Source organism: Paenarthrobacter nitroguajacolicus (genome assembly GCF_007786235.1).
GTDB classification, from domain to species: domain Bacteria; phylum Actinomycetota; class Actinomycetes; order Actinomycetales; family Micrococcaceae; genus Arthrobacter; species Arthrobacter nitroguajacolicus_A.
The window spans coordinates 387,820-405,862 of record NZ_VNFK01000001.1 but is presented as its reverse complement, the minus strand read 5'-3'; the positions used below and the strand labels follow the sequence as shown (position 1 = coordinate 405,862).

The 18,043-nt window shown below is 63.7% G+C and carries 17 protein-coding genes and 1 tRNA gene; 6 read left to right on the top strand and 12 right to left on the bottom strand.

What is annotated here, in order from left to right:
* Positions 1 to 3: 3 nt before the first annotated feature.
* From FQP90_RS01825 to FQP90_RS01805, 5 genes are all read right to left on the bottom strand, one after another.
* Positions 4 to 816: an amino acid ABC transporter ATP-binding protein gene (locus tag FQP90_RS01825; protein WP_144648029.1), complete on the bottom strand. Its 813-nt coding sequence runs from the start codon at positions 814 to 816 to the stop codon at positions 4 to 6.
* Entirely contained in the window at positions 803 to 1,462 is a 660-nt protein-coding gene (locus FQP90_RS01820) for an amino acid ABC transporter permease (RefSeq protein ID WP_090820407.1), read from the bottom strand. Before FQP90_RS01820 ends, FQP90_RS01825 begins: the two co-directional genes overlap by 14 nt.
* A complete protein-coding gene (locus FQP90_RS01815) occupies positions 1,463 to 2,278 on the bottom strand; it encodes an amino acid ABC transporter substrate-binding protein (RefSeq protein ID WP_144648028.1) in 816 nt (271 codons plus the stop codon).
* 237 nt (positions 2,279 to 2,515) lie between these two features.
* Positions 2,516 to 3,223 carry a hypothetical protein gene (locus FQP90_RS01810; RefSeq protein ID WP_144648027.1) on the bottom strand — a complete coding sequence of 236 codons (708 nt, stop codon included), beginning with the start codon at positions 3,221 to 3,223 and terminating at the stop codon, positions 2,516 to 2,518.
* Entirely contained in the window at positions 3,220 to 3,942 is a 723-nt protein-coding gene (locus FQP90_RS01805; RefSeq protein ID WP_144648026.1) for a hypothetical protein, read from the bottom strand. Before FQP90_RS01805 ends, FQP90_RS01810 begins: the two co-directional genes overlap by 4 nt.
* Before the next feature lie 208 nt (positions 3,943 to 4,150).
* On the opposite strand from FQP90_RS01805, the gene FQP90_RS01800 reads away from it, so the two are divergent.
* Positions 4,151 to 5,812 carry an ABC-F family ATP-binding cassette domain-containing protein gene (locus tag FQP90_RS01800; protein ID WP_144648025.1) on the top strand — a complete coding sequence of 554 codons (1,662 nt, stop codon included), beginning with the start codon at positions 4,151 to 4,153 and terminating at the stop codon, positions 5,810 to 5,812.
* A 3-nt stretch (positions 5,813 to 5,815) separates the two neighbouring features.
* Positions 5,816 to 7,729 carry an ABC transporter ATP-binding protein gene (locus FQP90_RS01795; RefSeq protein ID WP_144648024.1) on the top strand — a complete coding sequence of 638 codons (1,914 nt, stop codon included), beginning with the start codon at positions 5,816 to 5,818 and terminating at the stop codon, positions 7,727 to 7,729.
* Positions 7,730 to 7,731: 2 nt separating this feature from the next.
* Here the strand turns inward: FQP90_RS01795 and FQP90_RS01790 are convergent, their stop codons facing one another.
* The 3 genes from FQP90_RS01790 to FQP90_RS01780 all read right to left on the bottom strand — a co-directional run bounded on the left by FQP90_RS01790 (position 7,732) and on the right by FQP90_RS01780 (position 8,659).
* Positions 7,732 to 8,130 (bottom strand): NUDIX hydrolase, encoded by a 399-nt coding sequence (locus tag FQP90_RS01790; RefSeq protein WP_144648023.1) that lies wholly within the window; start codon positions 8,128 to 8,130, stop codon positions 7,732 to 7,734.
* A complete protein-coding gene (locus FQP90_RS01785) occupies positions 8,127 to 8,585 on the bottom strand; it encodes a DUF6314 family protein (RefSeq protein ID WP_144648022.1) in 459 nt (152 codons plus the stop codon). Before FQP90_RS01785 ends, FQP90_RS01790 begins: the two co-directional genes overlap by 4 nt.
* 1 nt (position 8,586) lies before the next feature.
* Positions 8,587 to 8,659: transfer RNA gene (locus tag FQP90_RS01780), tRNA-Arg, on the bottom strand.
* Positions 8,660 to 8,767: 108 nt separating this feature from the next.
* Between FQP90_RS01780 and FQP90_RS01775 the strand changes: the two genes are divergently transcribed.
* On the top strand, positions 8,768 to 9,553 hold the full coding sequence (locus FQP90_RS01775) for a DUF998 domain-containing protein (protein ID WP_144648021.1): 786 nt from the start codon (positions 8,768 to 8,770) through the stop codon (positions 9,551 to 9,553).
* On the opposite strand, the gene FQP90_RS01770 is transcribed toward FQP90_RS01775, so the two are convergent.
* The 4 genes from FQP90_RS01770 to FQP90_RS01755 form a co-directional block, all read right to left on the bottom strand.
* Positions 9,540 to 9,830 carry a hypothetical protein gene (locus tag FQP90_RS01770; protein WP_244296432.1) on the bottom strand — a complete coding sequence of 97 codons (291 nt, stop codon included), beginning with the start codon at positions 9,828 to 9,830 and terminating at the stop codon, positions 9,540 to 9,542. The two genes, FQP90_RS01775 and FQP90_RS01770, sit on opposite strands and share 14 nt — an antisense overlap.
* 131 nt (positions 9,831 to 9,961) lie before the next feature.
* Positions 9,962 to 11,428, bottom strand: coding sequence for a PGAP1-like alpha/beta domain-containing protein (locus FQP90_RS01765; RefSeq protein ID WP_144648019.1), 1,467 nt, complete (start codon positions 11,426 to 11,428; stop codon positions 9,962 to 9,964).
* Positions 11,425 to 12,204 (bottom strand): hypothetical protein, encoded by a 780-nt coding sequence (locus FQP90_RS01760; protein WP_144648018.1) that lies wholly within the window; start codon positions 12,202 to 12,204, stop codon positions 11,425 to 11,427. Before FQP90_RS01760 ends, FQP90_RS01765 begins: the two co-directional genes overlap by 4 nt.
* Positions 12,205 to 12,326: 122 nt before the next feature.
* Entirely contained in the window at positions 12,327 to 12,947 is a 621-nt protein-coding gene (locus FQP90_RS01755; RefSeq protein WP_144648017.1) for a hypothetical protein, read from the bottom strand.
* A 33-nt stretch (positions 12,948 to 12,980) separates the two neighbouring features.
* Here FQP90_RS01755 and FQP90_RS01750 point away from each other — a divergent pair, with 33 nt between their 5' ends.
* From FQP90_RS01750 to FQP90_RS01740, 3 genes are all read left to right on the top strand, one after another.
* Positions 12,981 to 13,826: an inositol monophosphatase family protein gene (locus FQP90_RS01750; protein ID WP_144648016.1), complete on the top strand. Its 846-nt coding sequence runs from the start codon at positions 12,981 to 12,983 to the stop codon at positions 13,824 to 13,826.
* 103 nt (positions 13,827 to 13,929) lie between these two features.
* The gene (gene pcrA / locus FQP90_RS01745; protein ID WP_144648015.1) at positions 13,930 to 16,473 is read left to right on the top strand and encodes a DNA helicase PcrA; all 2,544 of its coding nucleotides are present in this window, start codon (positions 13,930 to 13,932) and stop codon (positions 16,471 to 16,473) included.
* 203 nt (positions 16,474 to 16,676) lie between these two features.
* Positions 16,677 to 18,026, top strand: a complete 1,350-nt coding sequence (locus FQP90_RS01740; protein WP_167510393.1) for a putative Ig domain-containing protein — start codon at positions 16,677 to 16,679, stop codon at positions 18,024 to 18,026.
* Positions 18,027 to 18,043: the final 17 nt, after the last annotated feature.

Here is an 18,043-nt window from a genome sequence, read left to right as displayed (position 1 = left end):
AGGCTAAACGTCGTGCTGCAACCGCTTGACGAAGAGCTTGGTCCGTTCCTGCCGGGGTGCTCGCAGCACTTCGGCGGCGGGCCCCCGCTCCACCACAACGCCGCCGTCCATGAAGATGACTTCGTCAGCCACGTGCTGGGCGAAGGCGAGCTCATGGGTCACGATGACCATGGTCCAGCCCTCTTCCGCGAGCTCCTTGATGACCCCCAGGACGTCTCCCACCAGTTCCGGATCCAAGGCGGACGTGGGCTCGTCGAACAGGAGCAACTGTGGCTTGAGGGCCAGTGCCCGCACGATTCCCACACGCTGCTGCTGGCCTCCTGAGAGCTCGAAGGGATAGGCATCGCGTTTGTCGGCCAGGCCCACCCGCTCCAGCAGGCGTTCGGCCTCTGCGATGGCCTCCGCCTTGGGGCGCTTCTGCACCTGCACCGGACCTTCGATGATGTTTTTGAGCACTGTCATGTGCGGGAACAGGTTGTAGTGCTGGAAGACCATGGCACTGCGGTCGCGCAGGGCGGCAATGTCCTTCTTCCCAACCTTGCTTCCGAAATCGATGGACAGGCCTCCGGAAGTGTCGCCATTGGTGCCGGTACCGCCAAAGGTGACCGTGCCGCCGTCGGGAACTTCAAGTCCGTTGAGTGAGCGCAGGACGGTGGTCTTGCCCGAACCCGAAGGCCCGATCAGGGCCACCACCTGGCCGCGGCGGATATCGATGTCGATGTCCCGCAGCACCTTGTTGCTGCCAAAGGCCTTGGCGAGATTCCTTGCCTTCAGGACCGAAGCTGCGCGGGGTTCCGGGTTGTTAGTGGGCGACATAGCGGTCCAATCTCCTCTCCACGGCGGACTGCGCTGTGGACAGGACGAGGCAGATGACCCAGTAGACCAAAGCTGCCTGCAGGTACAGGGCCATGAACTCCTGGCTGAACGCAGCGATCTGCTGGGCGTTGCGGAACAGTTCGGTGACCAGGATGAGCGAAGCGAGGGAGGTGTCCTTCACCAGCGAGATAAACGTGTTGGACAGTGGAGGAACAGAGACGCGGGCGGCCTGGGGCAGGATGATGCGCACCAGCGTCTGCGGGCGGGACATGCCAATGGTGTGGCCCGCCTCCCACTGGCCCTTGGGCACCGAAAGGATGGCAGCGCGGATGATCTCGGCCGCGTAGCCACCCACGTTCAGTGAAAAAGCAATGATGGCACTGGGCCACGGATCAAGCCGGATCCCGATGCTGGGAAGGCCGAAGAAGATCACGAACAACTGCACCAGCAGAGGAGTGCCGCGAATGACCGAGACGTAGAAACGGCCGATGCCCGAGAGCAGCCAGTTTGAACTGAGCCTCATCAAGGCAACCACCAGGGCCAGGATCAGGCCAAAGGCGAAGGAAGCGAGCGTCAGGGGGATGGTCCCCGTGACGGCCCCTGTGATGAGCGGTCCGAAGGAACTCCAGATGAGGTCCCAGTTCATCTACTTGGTGACGTCCGCGCCGAAGTACTTGTCCGAGATTTTTGCCAGGGTTCCATCCGCCTGGAGGTCGGCCAACGCCTTGTCCACGGCCGCTGTGAGCTCCGTGGAGCCCTTCCGGAACACCAGGGCACTCTCAGTCTTGTCCGGTGCCTCTGCAGCCACCTTCAAGCCCGAATCCGGGGTGGTCTTGGCGTAGTCGAGGTACGTGAGTTTGTCGTTCACGGTGGCATCCACGCGCCCCTGCTGCACCAAGGTGGCGGACTGGGCCCAGCCTTCGACGGCCTGGACGTTGGCGCCGGCTTCCACGGCCATCTTGTAGAAGTTGCTGGTCAGCGACTGGGCGGTGGTCTTGCCCTTGAGGTCGGCGAAGCTGTTGATGCTGCTGTTGTCCGACTTGGTGACCACGACGCCGGTGGAGATGGTGTACGGCGTGGAGAAATCGTACTTGGCCTTGCGCTCGTCATTGATGGAAATCTGATTGGCGATGGCATCGAAGCGCTTGGCGTCCAGGCCGGCAAAGATGCCATCGAACTGCGTTTCCTGGAAGGTTGCTTTGACGCCGAGTTTTCCGGCTACGGCCTGCGCAATCTCAACGTCGAATCCGGTGAGTTCCCCGGCCCCGTCTGCATGGAAACTGAAGGGGCGGTACGTGCCCTCAGTGGCGACGACCAGCTCACCCTTGGATTTCACCTCCGACAGGGAGGTGTCTCCGCCGGACTGCGCCGGTGCTGAGCCGCCGCCGCACGCAGAGAGGGCGAGGGCAGCGGAAGCCAAGGTGGCGGCAAGGATGGAACGTCGGGTGCGGAGGCTGTTCATGGAGCCATCTTAGTCACCGGAGGGAACGGGCACGGCGGTGGACACCGGCACCGGGTAAAGGTGCGTTAAAAAGGCTGAGTGGGGGCGGTCCCCAACAGCCCGCCACCACTCATCCCCCCAATTGTGATCCCGTGGGCGCCACATCCACCGGAAACCCGTTCTCTGATTCCGGTGTCAGGCTGCAGCCGCGTTCACACATTCATGATTGTGCCACGGTCTAATGGTTTTGTGAAAGTCTTACGCTGAAAGTCGTCGTTTTCGTCTCGCATAGGCCTTGGAGAACCAAATCCCGGCCAGACCGATGCATGTGGACATGGCGGCCGAATAATTGATGAGGACCCGAAGCCACGCCTCGGAAAAGGGGATCAAGGGGAAGAATTGGGACAGCAGGAGCAGGCACAGCCCCAAAAGCAGCAAAGCTGAAGCAACGCGGAGCAACACAGGTGCCGGGCTCACCACGGTGCGCCAGATGGCAGGCACCAGGCAAGCTGCAACGAAGCCTGGGTAGAAGCGGCCCATGAACGCATAGGCCTCCAAGGATGGCCCCCATCTCAATCCGCTCATGCCGGCCGATGAACCTTGGGTGTCCGTGATGACGAAGAAGTACACGGTCAGGACTGCCACGATTGCCGCCACGGTCAGGCCGACAGGTCCTCGGATGGCTCGGACGGCTGATGACGAGCCGAACGCGGTGGCGATCTTGATGCCCATCAGGAAGAACGTGGTGTACAGCAGGAAGCGCAGGATCAGGTTGCCGATGTTCATCCCACCCAGCCAGCTGTCCAGGACCAGGTACGGCGCCTCGATGCTGATGAAGATGCTGAGGGAGATCAGCGAGAAGATGTAGAACACCACCCGGTTCTCTCCGCGCAGTGCACTGGGGATCCGTGCAACGGTGACAGCAAGGCAAACAACCAGAGTTACCCAAGGCAGGACGGCCGTCATCCGAGGTTCTCCCAAATTCTTTCAGTTCGTTCGTGGTCTTGTTCCTGGCGGCGCAGCGTCTTTCCCAACGCCAGGAGCCGTTCGCCTGCCAGGGTTACCAGCGCGCTCTGGGACATCCTGTCGAGGGCTTCCTGACGGGCATTCGGTGGCCAACCGGCTTCGGCTTCTGTAATGAGTCCTCCGGCCACCAGGCCTCCTGCAGGGCCGACGCCGGCTGCACGGGAGGTGGCGATCGCCAGTTCGGGGGGGAGCCTGTTGGCGGTCAGGTGGGCCGAAAAGTTTTGGGGTGCGATCCCGGTGGCGTCACTGACCCGGTGCCGCAACTCGCCGTCGTCGATCGCGTCCACCCAGTTCCGCACAGACGTAGGGTGCGGTGGCTCGGAGAGGGGTGCAGCAGCGGCGGAACCGGGCTCGCTGCGTTCAACCACTGCCCGCAGCAGGTCGATGGTGGCGACCTGGCTCACCAGTTCGCAGCCTGTGGGTGGGACGGGGTCGCCGCGGAGTTCGGAGTAGAGATCGAAAGTGGAGAGGGCTTGGACAGGATTGATGTGGAAGCCCCGGCTGATGCTCACCAAGGTGGACTCGGCTACCTTGCCGCGGACCAGTTGCTGGGCCAGGGTTGTTCGTTTGATGCCCGCGATCCTGCAGACGTCAGCGGTGCTGGCATCGGGCGCAACGCCATGAAGCCAGCGCTGGAACGCCTTGGATTGCAAGGGCATGTGGAACCTTCTGGGACGGAGCACGGGGCAGGGCAGTGGTAGGCCGCAAGTGGGAGTACGAATCGATTTTACGCCGACGCCACATTGAATTATGCTTGATGCTTGAACCCGTTGGTCCGTACACCCCCCAAGTCCGGACCAACGGGTTTTTCCATGCCCGCGGGAATCGCGGCCTGATTTTCTGCGTTTCCCTGCTGGAGGATACACAATGACAGCAACCTTGGTGGCCAAGGATCTTGCCGGCGGCCACGGCCATCGCACTCTTTTTTCGGGCCTCTCCGTGACCGTGTCGCCCGGCGATGTGGTGGGCGTGGTGGGCGCCAACGGCGCGGGCAAATCAACGCTGCTCCGCATCCTGGCCGGCGTCGACCAGCCGCAGGAGGGAACCGTCAGCCTGGCTCCATCGGATGCTTTTGTGGGCTGGTTGCCGCAGGAACACGAGCGCACGCCGGGCGAGACCATCGCAGCCTACATCGCACGCCGCACCGGCTGTGCTCAGGCAACATCGGAGATGGAGTCCACCGCCGAAGCCCTCGGCTCCGGGGCCCCGGGAGCGGATGACGCCTACTCCCTGGCTTTCGACCGCTGGATGGCGTCCGGCGCGGCGGACCTTGAGGACCGTGTTCCCGCTGTCCTGGCCGATCTCGGGTTGGACCTGGGCGCTGATGCGTTGATGACGGGACTCTCCGGCGGGCAGGCCGCGCGGGTGGCTTTGGCCGCGCTGCTGCTCAGCCGTTTCGACGTGGTTCTCCTTGACGAACCCACCAACGACCTTGACCTCGAGGGGCTGGCGCGCCTTGAGGCGTTTGTCCTGGGCCTGCGCGGCGGGGTGGTCCTGGTGTCCCACGACCGCGAGTTCCTGGCCCGCTGCGTCACCACAGTGGTGGAGTTGGACCTCGCCCAGAACTCCGTGGCCGTTTACGACGGCGGTTACGAGGCCTTCCTGGAAGAACGCGCCGTGGCCAAGCGGCATGCCCGGGAACGCTACGAAGAATTCGCCAACACCAAGGCCGACCTGGTGTCCCGTGCGCGCACCCAGCGGGAGTGGAGCTCCCAGGGTGTCCGGAACGCAATGAAGAAGAACCCGGACAACGACAAGATCCGTCGCGCTGCCAGCACCGAATCGTCCGAGAAACAGGCACAGAAAGTCCGCCAGATGGAGTCCCGCATTGCCCGGCTCACGGAGGTGGAGGAGCCCCGCAAGGAATGGCAGCTGCAGTTCAGCATCGGCCAGGCGCCGCGCTCAAGTGCCGTCGTCGCGACCTTGCGTGACGTCGTCGCGCGCCAGGGCGACTTCACACTGGGACCGGTCAACCTCCAACTCAACGGGGGCGAGCGCATCGGCATCACCGGACCCAACGGCGCCGGCAAGTCGACGCTCCTGCGTCTGTTGTTGGGGACGCAGGAACCGGACGACGGCGAGGCTTCCATGGGTGCCTCCGTTGCCATTGGCGAAATAGACCAGGCGCGCGGACTGCTCGACGGCGGGCGGCAGCTTGGTGACGCAGTGGAAGCTGTGCTGGTGGACTGGAACAGCGCGGATGTCCGCACCCTCTTGGCCAAGTTCGGACTCAAGGCAGACCACACGTCGCGCACCGTGGATTCCTTGTCCCCGGGGGAGCGGACCCGGGCCGCGCTCGCACTGCTGCAGGCCCGGGGCGTCAACCTGCTGGTGCTGGACGAGCCCACCAACCACTTGGACCTCCCGGCTATTGAACAACTGGAAGAAGCCCTGGAGAGCTACGAGGGCGCACTGTTGCTGGTCACCCACGACCGCCGGCTGCTTGAAAACGTTCGTCTCGATTCGCGCTGGCACCTGGAAAACGGCCAGGTCCAGGAACTGCATCACACCCCAAGCCAGGAGAAGTAACGCATGAGCATGGACCGCGTGGCCTGGAGCTCGCTGTACAACATCACCACCGCCAAGAGCGGGTCGAAGCCGTTCTCCAAGGAGACGCTGAAGCGCGTCATGGCCTTCGCGGCCCCGCACAAGGGCAAGTTGATTGCCTTCGTCATTGCTTCCATCGCGGGTGCATTCCTGGCTGTTGCCACGCCCGTGCTCGCAGGCCAGGTGGTTGACGCCATCATTGCCAACGCAGGTGTGGGCACGGTCATTTGGTTGGCCGTCCTGATCGCCATCGTGGCCGTAGGTGAAGCAGGCGTGGGCCTCGTGACGCGTTGGCTGTCCTCCATCATTGGTGAAGGCGTCATTGTGGACCTGCGGACCCGCGTGTTCGATCACGTGCAGCGCATGCCCATCGCCTTCTTCACCAGGACCCGGACGGGTGCCTTGGTCAGCCGCTTGAACAACGACGTCATCGGGGCACAGTCCGCGTTCGCCGGCACCTTGTCCGGTGTCGTCAGCAACGTGGTGGCCTTGGCCCTCACGCTGGTCGTCATGCTTAATACGTCCTGGCTGGTGACCGTCCTGGCCATGGTGCTGCTGCCGATCTTCCTGATACCAGCGAGGCGGATGGGCTCCAAGCTGGCGGACCTCCGCCGTGAAGCCGCGGCCCACAACGCCGCCATGGGCACGCAGATGACAGAGCGGTTCTCCGCTCCGGGTGCCACGCTGGTGAAGCTGTTCGGCCGCCCGGATGAGGAATCGCGTGAATTCGCGGCCCGCGCGGGCCGTGTCCGGGATATCGGAATCCGGACCGCCATGCTGCAGTTCACGTTCGTCACTGCCCTGACGCTGGTGTCGGCCCTGGCCCTCGCCTTGGTGTATGGATTGGGTGGTTGGCTGGCCATTGGCGGTCAACTTGCTCCGGGCGATGTGGTGGTACTGGCGCTCCTGCTGACCCGCCTCTACGCGCCATTGACTGCGTTGTCCAACGCCCGCGTGGAGATCATGAGCGCGCTGGTCAGCTTCGAGCGCGTGTTTGAGATCCTGGACCTCAAGCCCCTCATCACGGAGAAGCCTGATGCGGCAGTTGTTCCTTCCGGTCCCGTGGCCGTTGAGTTCGACGACGTCCGTTTCTCCTACCCCTCGGCGGAAAAGGTATCGCTGGCTTCCTTGGAGGACGTAGCCACCCTGGACACCCGCGGTGGGGAGGAAGTCCTCCACGGGGTCAGTTTCCGGGTGGAACCCGGACAGACGGTTGCCCTGGTGGGCTCTTCCGGTGCGGGCAAGTCCACCGTGGCACAGCTGCTTTCCCGTTTGTACGATGTTGATTCCGGAGCGGTGCGCCTTGGCGGCGACGGCCCTGGTACAGGTACTGATGTACGTGATGTCAGCTTCGACTCACTGCGGGAGACGTTGGGCATGGTGACCCAGGACGGCCACCTGTTCCACGAAACCATCGCCTCCAACCTGCGGCTTGCCCGGCCCGAAGCCACCGAAGAGGACATGTGGGATGTTCTCCGGCGGGCTCGCTTGGAGCCGATGATCCGGTCCTTGCCCGACGGCCTGGAAACTGTGGTGGGCGAGCGCGGTTACCGGCTTTCGGGTGGTGAACGCCAGCGGCTCACCATTGCCCGTTTGTTGATCAAGCAGCCGAAGGTGGTGATCCTCGACGAGGCGACGGCCGCGCTTGACTCCACCAACGAGGCCGCCGTCCAGGCGGCCTTGGGGGAGGCGCTCGAGGGGCGAACCGCCGTCGTGATTGCGCACCGGCTGTCAACCATCCGTGCCGCTGACGCCATTTTGGTGGTGGAGGACGGGCGGATCGTGGAGCGAGGCACGCATACCGAGCTGCTGGCCGCGGAGGGCCGCTACGCCGAGTTGTACCAAACCCAGTTCGCTGAAGCCACGGCTGTGGCGCAGGAAGCTGTCCCGGAGCTGTAGCGCTACTTGAGCGCTGGAAGGACGTGGTCCGTCAGTAGCGGCGCCAGGTCTGTGGGCAACGGCGCTTCAAGGTCCAGCCAGCGGATTTCCGCGATCTCGGCCGAAGGGTGCGCTTCCCAGGTTCCGGGCGCGGTGAAGACAGTTGCTTCGATGGTGGTGGCCGCTTCGTTGGCGGCCACGGCGAGCCAGACACCCAGTGGCTCCAGATGCTCCGGCGATACCTCGATGCCGACTTCCTCGGACAGCTCCCGTGCAGCAGCTTGGGCCGCGGTTTCGCCGGGTTCGGGTTTGCCGCCGGGGTGCATGAATTTGTCTGTGCCGCGCTTGCGGACGGTCAGGAGGTGCCCGTCGTTGTTGTAGACGCAGACGGCGCTGACCACAATAAGGTGCGTGGCTGTCACTCTTGCCTCCCGGCGTTGATTCGGACAAGGTGCGATTCAAGCAACAGATCCTTGGCGGGTCCACGGACATCCCAGGTGAAGCTGAATGAATCCGGGCCGTTGTACGTGTAGGTGACCCGGTAGTCGTCGGGATCGCACCAGTGCTTGTCCTCGTGGCCCTTTTCGGAGAAGGCCATGACGTGGAAAGGCCGGCCGTCGGGGAAAAACACCTCCAGGGAATCCGGCGCAGCACCCGGCGCGAGCACGTACTCGCGGAACGCCGGGCCTGTATGAGTAGGCCAATGCATGGTGCCGTCTTCGCGGTAGTCCAGGCCGCCGTCGGGGTTTTCGGTGTACAGCACGACGCCGGAAAAGCTTCCGCGGGTGCCTGAGGCCCGATCCAGGAGGGTTCGCTCCACAGCCCAGCTGCCGGCCAGATAGGCCCGCAAGTCCTGGATGGGCTGCTGGTGGTTCAAGTGCCCTCGATTGGAATCGAACCAACGACACCGGCTTTAGGAGAGCCGTGCTCTATCCACTGAGCTACGAGGGCCTGTGTGTCCATGGCTCAGAATCCCACTGCTGGAGCTCAAGGGCCCGGACACGACTACAAGCATACAAGCTGCCGGGGCGCTGCCCGAACACGGCTAGGCTGGCGATCATGAAAGGGCATTCAGCGGCGGCGGTTCAGGCCGGATCCTTCTTTCCCGATGTCCGCAGCGTCCGGGCAAACATTGGCGGCTGGGCGCAACTGAGCGTGGTCCAGTACTTCGTGGCGGAGGCCGCCGTCATCGAGGCATGGGCTGGGCCGGAACCCTATAGCAGGGCTACCGGATACATCAGCGACCTCGGAGCGGTGTCCTGCGGTGTGTACGAGGACAGGGCCGTTTGTTCGCCTTTGCATTGGCTGATGAACGCCTCGTTTGTGGTCCAGGGTCTGGGCATCCTCCTGGGCGCCGTATTCCTGACCGCGGGTCTCCTGTGCGTCGCGGCACGGCCGGGCGTGGCGGCCAGGCGTTTCCGCGCTGTAGCCCATGATTCGTTGCCCACCCGAGTGCTGACAGCGCCTTGGATGGTAGCGGTTGCCATCCGCATCCTTACCGCAGTGGCCGGCATTGGGACGGTCATTGTGGGGTTGGTGCCTGAAGACCTGGACTCACCCTGGCATTTTGCAGGAGCGCTGATGTTCTTCATCGGCGGAGGGTTTGCCCTGCTCCTGTTGGGCATCCTGTGGTTCCGTCAGACGCCCGTTAGCTGGTTCCTTTTTGCCTGCGGACTGAGCTGCCTCGTGGCGCTGGTGATCGGTGGCGCTACCGGAATGGACGTGCCCCAGCCGGGCACCTTGGAGCGGTTCATGGGATACCCGGTGACAATTGGGCTGGCAGCTGCGGGACTGGTGATTGCCCAGAGGCTCTACACAGAACGGAAGGGACTCAGGAACCGCTGAGGAAGTAATCGCGGAAGTTGCTCAGCGATTTTCCGCCGGTATAGCCAAGCGCGGATGCCCCTGCCGAGACTGAATCGTCCGGGGAGAAGATGCTGATGGCGAAGGACCCCGATTCCACGTCCTTGGTTTTCTCCAACATAGGTGGCAGGGCATTGCCCAGTACGTCCGCAAGGGCGGTTTGATCTGTGCTGTTCCCCACCAATTTGACGCTGATGAAGTTCCCGGACGTGTTCATATTGACGTTCACGCTGGCCGACTCCACACCAGGGACTGACATCGCTGCGTCCTTTATGTCCTTACCAAGACGTTCAGCTTTGGAAGCGCCTCCGGGTCCGCAAGCGCAAAGGCCAACAAGGAGCAGCCCCGCGAAAGCGGCAGACAGGACCGCCGTGAAGAGTGTGCGCACGTTTACTGCTTTCGGGAGATATTGGACACCGTGGAGGTGACCTGGCTGGCATTGCTGGTCAGAAATTGTTGTGTGGATTCTTGTTGACTGTACTGGGCAATCGGACCCCCGGCCTCCTGCTCCGCCACGGAGGCAACGTAACGATAGGAGTCGTGGTAGCTGATCCCGGCGATTCCCGGTTGGATGTCCGGATTAGGCAACGTCACGACCGTGGCGTTGTTGTCCCGGCTGGCAGTGACGCCTACGCCCGGCACCACGGTGGCATCTTCCAAATCCACCCGCGGAACAGGATCCCCACTGTGCTGGAGGGCCAGGACGTCGATGGACGGCGGAATCGGTGTGGAGTCAACGGGGGAGCCGAACGTGACCACGTTGGTGACATTAAACTGATCGGTGAACCCACTGTCCGCCGCCAGGGCTGTGGCGATCATGCCACCTTGGGAGTGCCCGGACAACATGACGGGAGCGTCCTGGGGGATGCCGGCTTTCTCCATGGCAAGTTGAACGGCCTCGGCGGCGGTGGATAAGTTGCCGCCCGCAAGTTCGAGGTTCCCGGTGAGGTCGGTGGGATTTGCCGCACCGTCCGGCAACCATCGAGTGGTCCCGGGAATGCTGACGATGTAGGCGGGTGGCTCGCCTGGTTTCTCGACGGTGGTGATCCGGATGCCGGTATCCGGCGTCCCCGCCATTCCGGGGTCGCTGTAGGCGGCGTCGGTGGCGGCAAGGATGGCGCTGATGCTGGAAGGGGCGGGTGTGACTGTTCGCCCGTTCTGGTCTGTTTCGTCCTGGTTTCCTACACCCACGGGGATTGGCTCCCCGGCGACCGGCCTGCCGTCATCGAACAGGTGGGGGTTGAGGAAACCGAAACTGCCGGCAGTGGCGGCGGTGTTCCAGGTAGCAGCCAGGAACAGGACGCCGTTGGAAAAGAGTTCGGTGACGGACGGCGGTTCGCCCGTTGCGAGCCAACCCCACCCCATATTCACAAAATCACCGAACCGGGAGGCATGGTTCTCTCCGGCATCCATCAGGTTCCCCAACGGACCGGGCATCGCATCCTGGACCACGTGCCACGCGTTCAGCGCTGGATCCTCGAGCACTGACGTGACCACTCCGGCGGAGTCCCACAGGTCCTCCGCCGCGTCCGCTGCGGAGTCGAAGAGCCGATCAAGCAGTGATGTGCCGCTGGACCGGCCGGCGCCAGCAGTCGTGCTGCTGCTGACAGTTGCCTGCTCCTCAACGTTCCGTTTCACAGCCTCGGACGCCGCAGCGAGGGCATGGGCCGCGGCGACCAGCTGGCGGCGGTACCCCATCCAGTCATTCGTGAAACGCTGACCGTCCTCGCCCCGCCATTCGACATTGCTGATGATGGGTGTCAGGTTGCCGCTCAGATCCAGGAGCCGATTGCTGCTGCGGGCAAACTCGTCGCTGAGGCGACGCCCACTTTCCACATCCATACCGTAGAGGCTCATGCGCGGGCCTTCCCGTCCGCAGCGCTGGCCAAGTACTCGCGGGCGCCCAGCAGGCGCCAAGCAAACTCGCGGCCGATGTCAGTGCCGGGAACGGCAGTCAAGGTGGGCGTGTTTCCGTCTGCTGGATCGGTTCCCACAGAATAGAGTCGGTCCGTCATTGACCACATGTGCCGGCTGGCAAAGGGGTGCCCGTTCCACCCTGGCCCTGCCTGGCTGGCCGAAACCTCAAGATGGATGGTGGTGCCGGTGGCAACGGCGTCGTGCGGCACCGTGCGATGTTCCGAGAGGTCGGGGAAATGGCGGCTGAGGGCCGCCCAGGCGTCTTCCTCCTGGAAGAAGGAAACCTCCACGGCGTTGCGGACTTCCGTCACCGCTGAACCGTCCGGCTGGTGCCGGATCCGGCGCCGATAGGTGACGCCGACACCCCGCCCTCCCGCCAGTCCTGTTTCCGTATGGATGGACTGGTCCGGCCACTGCACCACGGTGGCGGCCTTCACGGGAGCCGTGGCGGCGATGCCCACGGCCAGAATCCACTGGGGTACGAGGACCCCTTGGGAGTCTACGATTCCAGCCCGGCGCAGTTCGGCCCTGACGTCCCGGTGATCCACGCCATCCAGTTCCCGGCCGATCCGGACCTGCGCCGACGCCCAGAGCCTGGACACGTCGGCATCCGGTTCAAACGGCATCGACTCCATGGCTCGGCGGACCGTTTCGGCCCAAGCGAGTCCGCTGACCTCAAGGATGTTGAGCGCTGCATCCGCCCGTGGTGCCCCCATGATTTCCCCCAATGTCGATTCGCCGGCACGCGACGCCGACGAGCTTCACCCTACTCAGGGGGTCGACGCGGGAGGAATGGGGAGATGTGCCCTTGGCGGAACCACCCTGGGCAGTCGGCGGTTCAGCTGCGGTTTTTCCTCCCCAGGAACACAGCCACTACTCCGCAGACGAGGCTAAGCAGGAACAGCACCCACGACGCAACGGTGAGGCCGGAAGCCAAGGCCACCGAGCCGGCGTCGGGCGTTTCCGCTGCCAGCATCGAATCGATGGCGACGTTGGACCAGAGGTGGGCCACGGCGAACAGCAGGGGCGCCGCCCACATGGCCCAGCGCCAGGACTTCCGCGCTACGTTAGTGCCGATCAGCAACAGCCAGCTGAACCCGAAGATCAACGGGAACAGCGTGCCGGCGGTCTTATGGACATAGTTCAGTTGGCCGCGCGCCGACTCGTCCATCGCATCGCGAAGCTGGGCCACGTAATCCTGCGAGAATCCGCCGATCAGCGAGTCCGGCATGGCCAAGCCGCCGGAGAGCTGAGTCATCTGATTCAGGGTCAGCAGGTGCAGATACCAAAAAAGGAACAGGCTGGCCACAACGCCGGCGATCACGATGAGCTTGGAGTTGCTCTGCGCCTTCTCAGGTGTGCGCTGCGTGGTGTTGTTGATCACGGGAGGCAGCGAGTGGTCCGGAACCACTGCCTTGGATCCGTGCTTCTTGATGCGCTGGGCTGGTGTCTTGGCCATGTCATTCATTATCCCGCCACCTAAGCTGGAACCATGACCACCGGCAGGCACACCGCAACTGAACTCGATCCTTCCCTCGATGACTACCAATTGGCCAGTGCGCTGGTCCGTGAAGCAGGCCAGCTGGCGCTGCTCATGCGGATGGGCGGCCTCCAGGGCGAACGCAAGACGTCCATTTCCGACGTCGTCACGGCCGCGGACCACGCGGCAGAGGCTTACGTCCTGGACCAGTTGCGGCGCTGCCGCCCGGAAGACGGCATCCTCGGCGAAGAAGGCGCCTCGGTGGCGGGCACCAGCGGACGCACCTGGGTGATCGATCCTGTTGACGGCACCTATAACTTCCTGCACGGCTCCACATACTGGTGCTCGGCCATCGCCCTCAAACGTGACGATTCCGACCACGGCGGCAACCCGGTGGTGGACCCTTCGGTGCTGTTGGGGGCCATCTACCAGCCTGAACTGGACAAGCTTTGGCTGGGTGGTGAGGACCATCCGGCCACTCTCAACGGCGACCCCATTTCCGGCGCGGGCGATGCTGCTGTTGCCGAAATCTGCGCTGCCACCTACATCCACCCCACCTGGCTTGCGGACCCTCGCACTGCCATGCCGTGGCACGCAGCGGCAGTCTCCGCCGCATCCCTGCGGATGTTTGGTTCCGGTTCCTGCGACCTCGGCCGCGTCGCCGACGGCGAACTCGGTTGCTGGTTCCAGCACAGCTGCCCTGAATGGGACTGGCTCCCGGGTAAGGCGATCGTCCGAGCGGCAGGCGGGGACACCGCCGTCGTCAAGGTCAACGGGATGAACTGGTTCGTGGCAGGAGGCCCGACGGCGGTCCGCGAGTTGAGTGCGGCCCTAACCTCCGTGCCCCAATTTGCCTAGGAGCCGCCGCGGCTGACCACCGCGCCCCAATTTGCCTAGGAGCCGCCGCGGCTGACCACCGCGCCCTATAGTGTCGGGGGCACCGCCTAGACTGGTAGGCACCATGGATATGTTGTTTGACCCCTACGCAGACGGACCCTTCAAAGCTGGCACCAAAGCCGCAGTCAAGGCTGCCCCGGAGCTTTCCCACTCCGGCGGTGGCGCGTCCGGCGCCCGCCTCCAGGACGGAAACGGCGCGTCTCCGGACAGTCCGCAGAGCCCGGCGTCGGGAGGGTGGGGCAACCAAGGTGGCTCCGGCCTGCCAACTGCCGACGCCTTGCTTCAGGGGCTGAATCCACAGCAGGAAGAGGCAGTCAAGCACGCAGGCAGCCCCCTGCTGATCGTGGCCGGGGCCGGCTCCGGCAAGACCCGTGTGCTGAGTAACAGGATCGCCTACCTCATTGCTACCAAGCGGGCACACCACGGCGAAATCCTGGCCATTACCTTCACCAACAAGGCAGCGGCAGAAATGCGGGAACGCATCGAAGCCTTGGTGGGGGCCCGGGCCAAGGGTATGTGGATCTCCACCTTCCACTCCTCCTGCGTCCGGATTCTCCGCCGGGAAGCAGCCAACGTTGGACTCAACTCCAACTTCTCCATCTACGACTCCGCGGACTCGCTGCGCCTCATCACCCTGGTGGCCAAGAACCTGGACCTTGATCCCAAGAAGTTCGCGCCCAAGGCCATTCAGCACAAAATTTCGGCCCTCAAGAACGAACTGATCGACGCCGATTCCTACGCTTCTTCCGCCAACTACAACGACCCCTTTGAAACCGCCGTGGCCGAGGTCTTCAAGGGCTACACGCAGCGACTCCGCCAGGCGAACGCCATGGACTTCGACGACCTCATTGCGGAAACCGTGTACATGTTCAGGGCTTTCCCGGCGCTCGCAGAGTCCTACCGCCGGCGTTTCCGGCACGTCCTGGTGGACGAGTACCAGGACACCAACCACGCCCAGTACGCCTTGGTCAGGGAAATCGTGGGCCTGGGGACGGATACGGACGTCCAACCCAGCGAACTGACGGTGGTGGGCGACTCCGACCAGTCCATCTATGCCTTCCGCGGCGCGGACATCCGCAACATCGTGGAGTTCGAGGCCGACTACCCCAACGCCCGCACCATCAAACTGGAGCAGAACTACCGGTCCACGCAGAACATCCTCAGCGCGGCCAACTCGGTGATTTCCCGCAACCCCAACCGCCAGGAAAAGCGATTGTGGACCGCGGAGGGCGACGGCGAGAAGATCGTCGGCTACGTGGGTGAGAACGAGCACGACGAAGCCCAGTTCATTGCCAAGGAGATTGACCGCCTGCAGGACGAGGAAGGCCTGCGTCCCGGCGATGTCGCCATCTTCTACCGGACCAACGCACAATCCCGATCCATCGAAGATGTCCTGGTCCGGGTTGGCCTGCCGTACAAAGTTGTTGGCGGCACCCGCTTCTACGAACGCAAGGAAATCAAGGATGCGCTGGCGTACCTGCGCGTCTTGGTGAACCCGGACGACGACGTCAACCTCCGCCGCGTGTTGAACGAACCCAAGCGGGGGATCGGCGACCGCGCCGAGGGAGCAGTAGCTGCCCTCGCGGAGCGTGAGCGCACATCCTTCATGGCTGCTGCGCGCCGGGCGGACCAGGCGCCTGGCATGGCTACGCGCTCGGTCAACGCTGTTTTGGGCTTCGTGAAGCTGCTCGACGACCTCGCTGAGGTAGCGTCCGGCTCGGGAGCCGCAGCGGCGCTCGAAGCCGTGCTGGAGCAAACCGGGTACCTTGCAGGATTGCGAGCGAGCAATGATCCGCAGGATGAATCCCGTGTGGAGAACCTTGCCGAATTGGTGGCCGTAGTCCGTGAGTATGAGCGCGACAACCCGGACGGATCGTTGGGCGAGTTCCTGGAACAGGTTTCGTTGGTGGCAGACGCCGACCAGATCCCCGACGCTCCCGGCGCGGACATTGATGCCGCGGTGGCAGAAGCCAAGCGCATGGGAGTCGTCACGCTCATGACGCTTCACACCGCAAAGGGCCTGGAGTTCCCTGTGGTCTTCTTGACCGGCATGGAGCACGGAATCTTCCCGCACCAACGCTCGGCCACGGATCCCAAGGAACTCGCAGAGGAACGTCGGCTGGCTTACGTTGGCCTGACGCGTGCACGCAAGCGTCTGTACGTCACCCGCTCGGAGGTCCGCAGCATGTGGGGCCAAAGCCAGTACAACCCTGCCAGCCAGTTCCTCGAAGAAATACCCTCCGAACTGGTGGAGTGGAAGCGCGAAGGCATGAGTCGCCAGGCGGGAGGCTGGGGCAGCGCACCCATAGGTTCCAACCGCTATGGCGGTTCCTTCTGGGGTGCGGGCACCTCCCGCGGAGTTGCCGCCAGCCCCACAGCAGGGTTCGACGCCGACGTTCCTGCCGCCGTCGCACGCAACAGGGTCCAGCCGCAGAAGGAAGTCATTTCCGTGGTGGTGGGGGACAAAGTCAACCACACGAGCTTTGGCAATGGCGTAGTGCTGGGCGTCGAGGGCGCTGGCGACAAGACAGTTGCCAAGGTGAAGTTCGACGTCGGCGAGAAGCGTCTGCTGTTGCGGTATGCGCCCCTGACCAAACTGGATGCTTGATCTTCGCCGGCATCCGTAGCCATTGTCCTGCTTTCCCTCCCGGCTTAGACTGACCGGGCGTTGCACAGGGGACGACGATTGTTTGCTGTCCCACCCTGCAACGCCCAAAGGTTGTATTCCTGTGGGGGAGGACGCGCGTGGGCGCTTTTGTGGGGGAACGTCGATTATTTGGTAAGGCCGCGAGGCTGCTGTTGGTTGGGGTCGTGGCGAGCGCCCTTGCGCTCCAGTTCGCTCCGCCTGGGATCGCCGATGCGGAGCCGTCAGCGTCGTCCAGCGAGCCTGCAGCAACCGCAAGTCCGACGCCAACGGCCGGCGCCATCTCCGGGGCGCCCCAGCCGGCCGTCGTCGAACCAGTGGTGACCGAACCGCCCGCCACGAAACCCCCGACGAATCCGGCCGCCGAGACGCGGCACGAGGCCCGTGCACAAGCCGATGCGGACCTCTCTGATCCCTTGGCTGTGCGGTCTTACGTGGACAGGGGATACCTCACCAAGGCGTACGATGCACCGCTGGTGATCTCCGGCGGAACTGCTCCGTACACTGCTACTGTCAGTGACGTCCCGCCCGGTCTGACGTTTGACCCCGCGAGCTTCAGGTTCACCGGCATGCCCACTCAAGAGGGCTACTTCCGGATGAGCGTCACGGTGTCGGATTCGTCAGACCCCGCGCAAGCACTGGTCCAAGAGGTCACCGTGGACTTCTACGACTACGCACCTCCCCAATTCAGAACCGCGACAGGCACGGAGAAGTTCACTGACGGCGTCGTTGGAGCCTGGTACAGCGAGAGCATCCTGGTCTGGACAGTGGGTGCCCAGCCATACAGCACGGCTGTGGTTGCAGGTGCTCTTCCGCCGGGGATGTCGTGGGGGCAGAACGCCGCTTCCGGCACTCCGACTGCCGCGGGAACATACAAGTTCACCGTGCGGTTCTCCGATCTCCATGAATCCGTCGATGCGGAGTTTACGTTGACTGTTCGGGCCTCGAGGCCACAGCCGATGGGCTTCGCCGTTCCGCCGGCAGTCTTGGGTGAACCGTATTCGGCGAAGATCGCTTCCGTTACCGGGGGCGTGGCACCATATGATTTTTGGTGGGCGACGCCACGCCATATGGCTGGTAGTTTGTCGTGGCACGATCCGGGGCCGGACGGGCTCACCATTGATGACAACGGTGTGTTGCAGGGCATCCCTACCAGGGCTGGGTCTTTCCAGATCTTTGTGTACTTCAGTGACTCCGGTCTGTACAAACAGTGGGTCTTCTCTACAGTCGTGACCGTCCTCGAAAACCGGCCACCCGTCGTTGCACAGCCTCCGGCGGCGAACACAACCGCGGCCCTGGAAGTTCCGGACGCCCCAGCACCTCCAACGACGGTGACTCCGGCAGGAGCAGTGGTCCCGGCGTCGGGCGCTGAACTTACCAGCGCTGAACTTGCGGCGACCGGTTTGGAGTCCGGAAGGCTGCACACCATGCTGTGGGCTGCCGCGGGTCTGCTGACCGCCGGCGCCACACTGATGGTCTTGAACGGCCTCCGGCGCCGCCGAGGCAGTCCGGCGTAAGGGTACCGGCATAATTG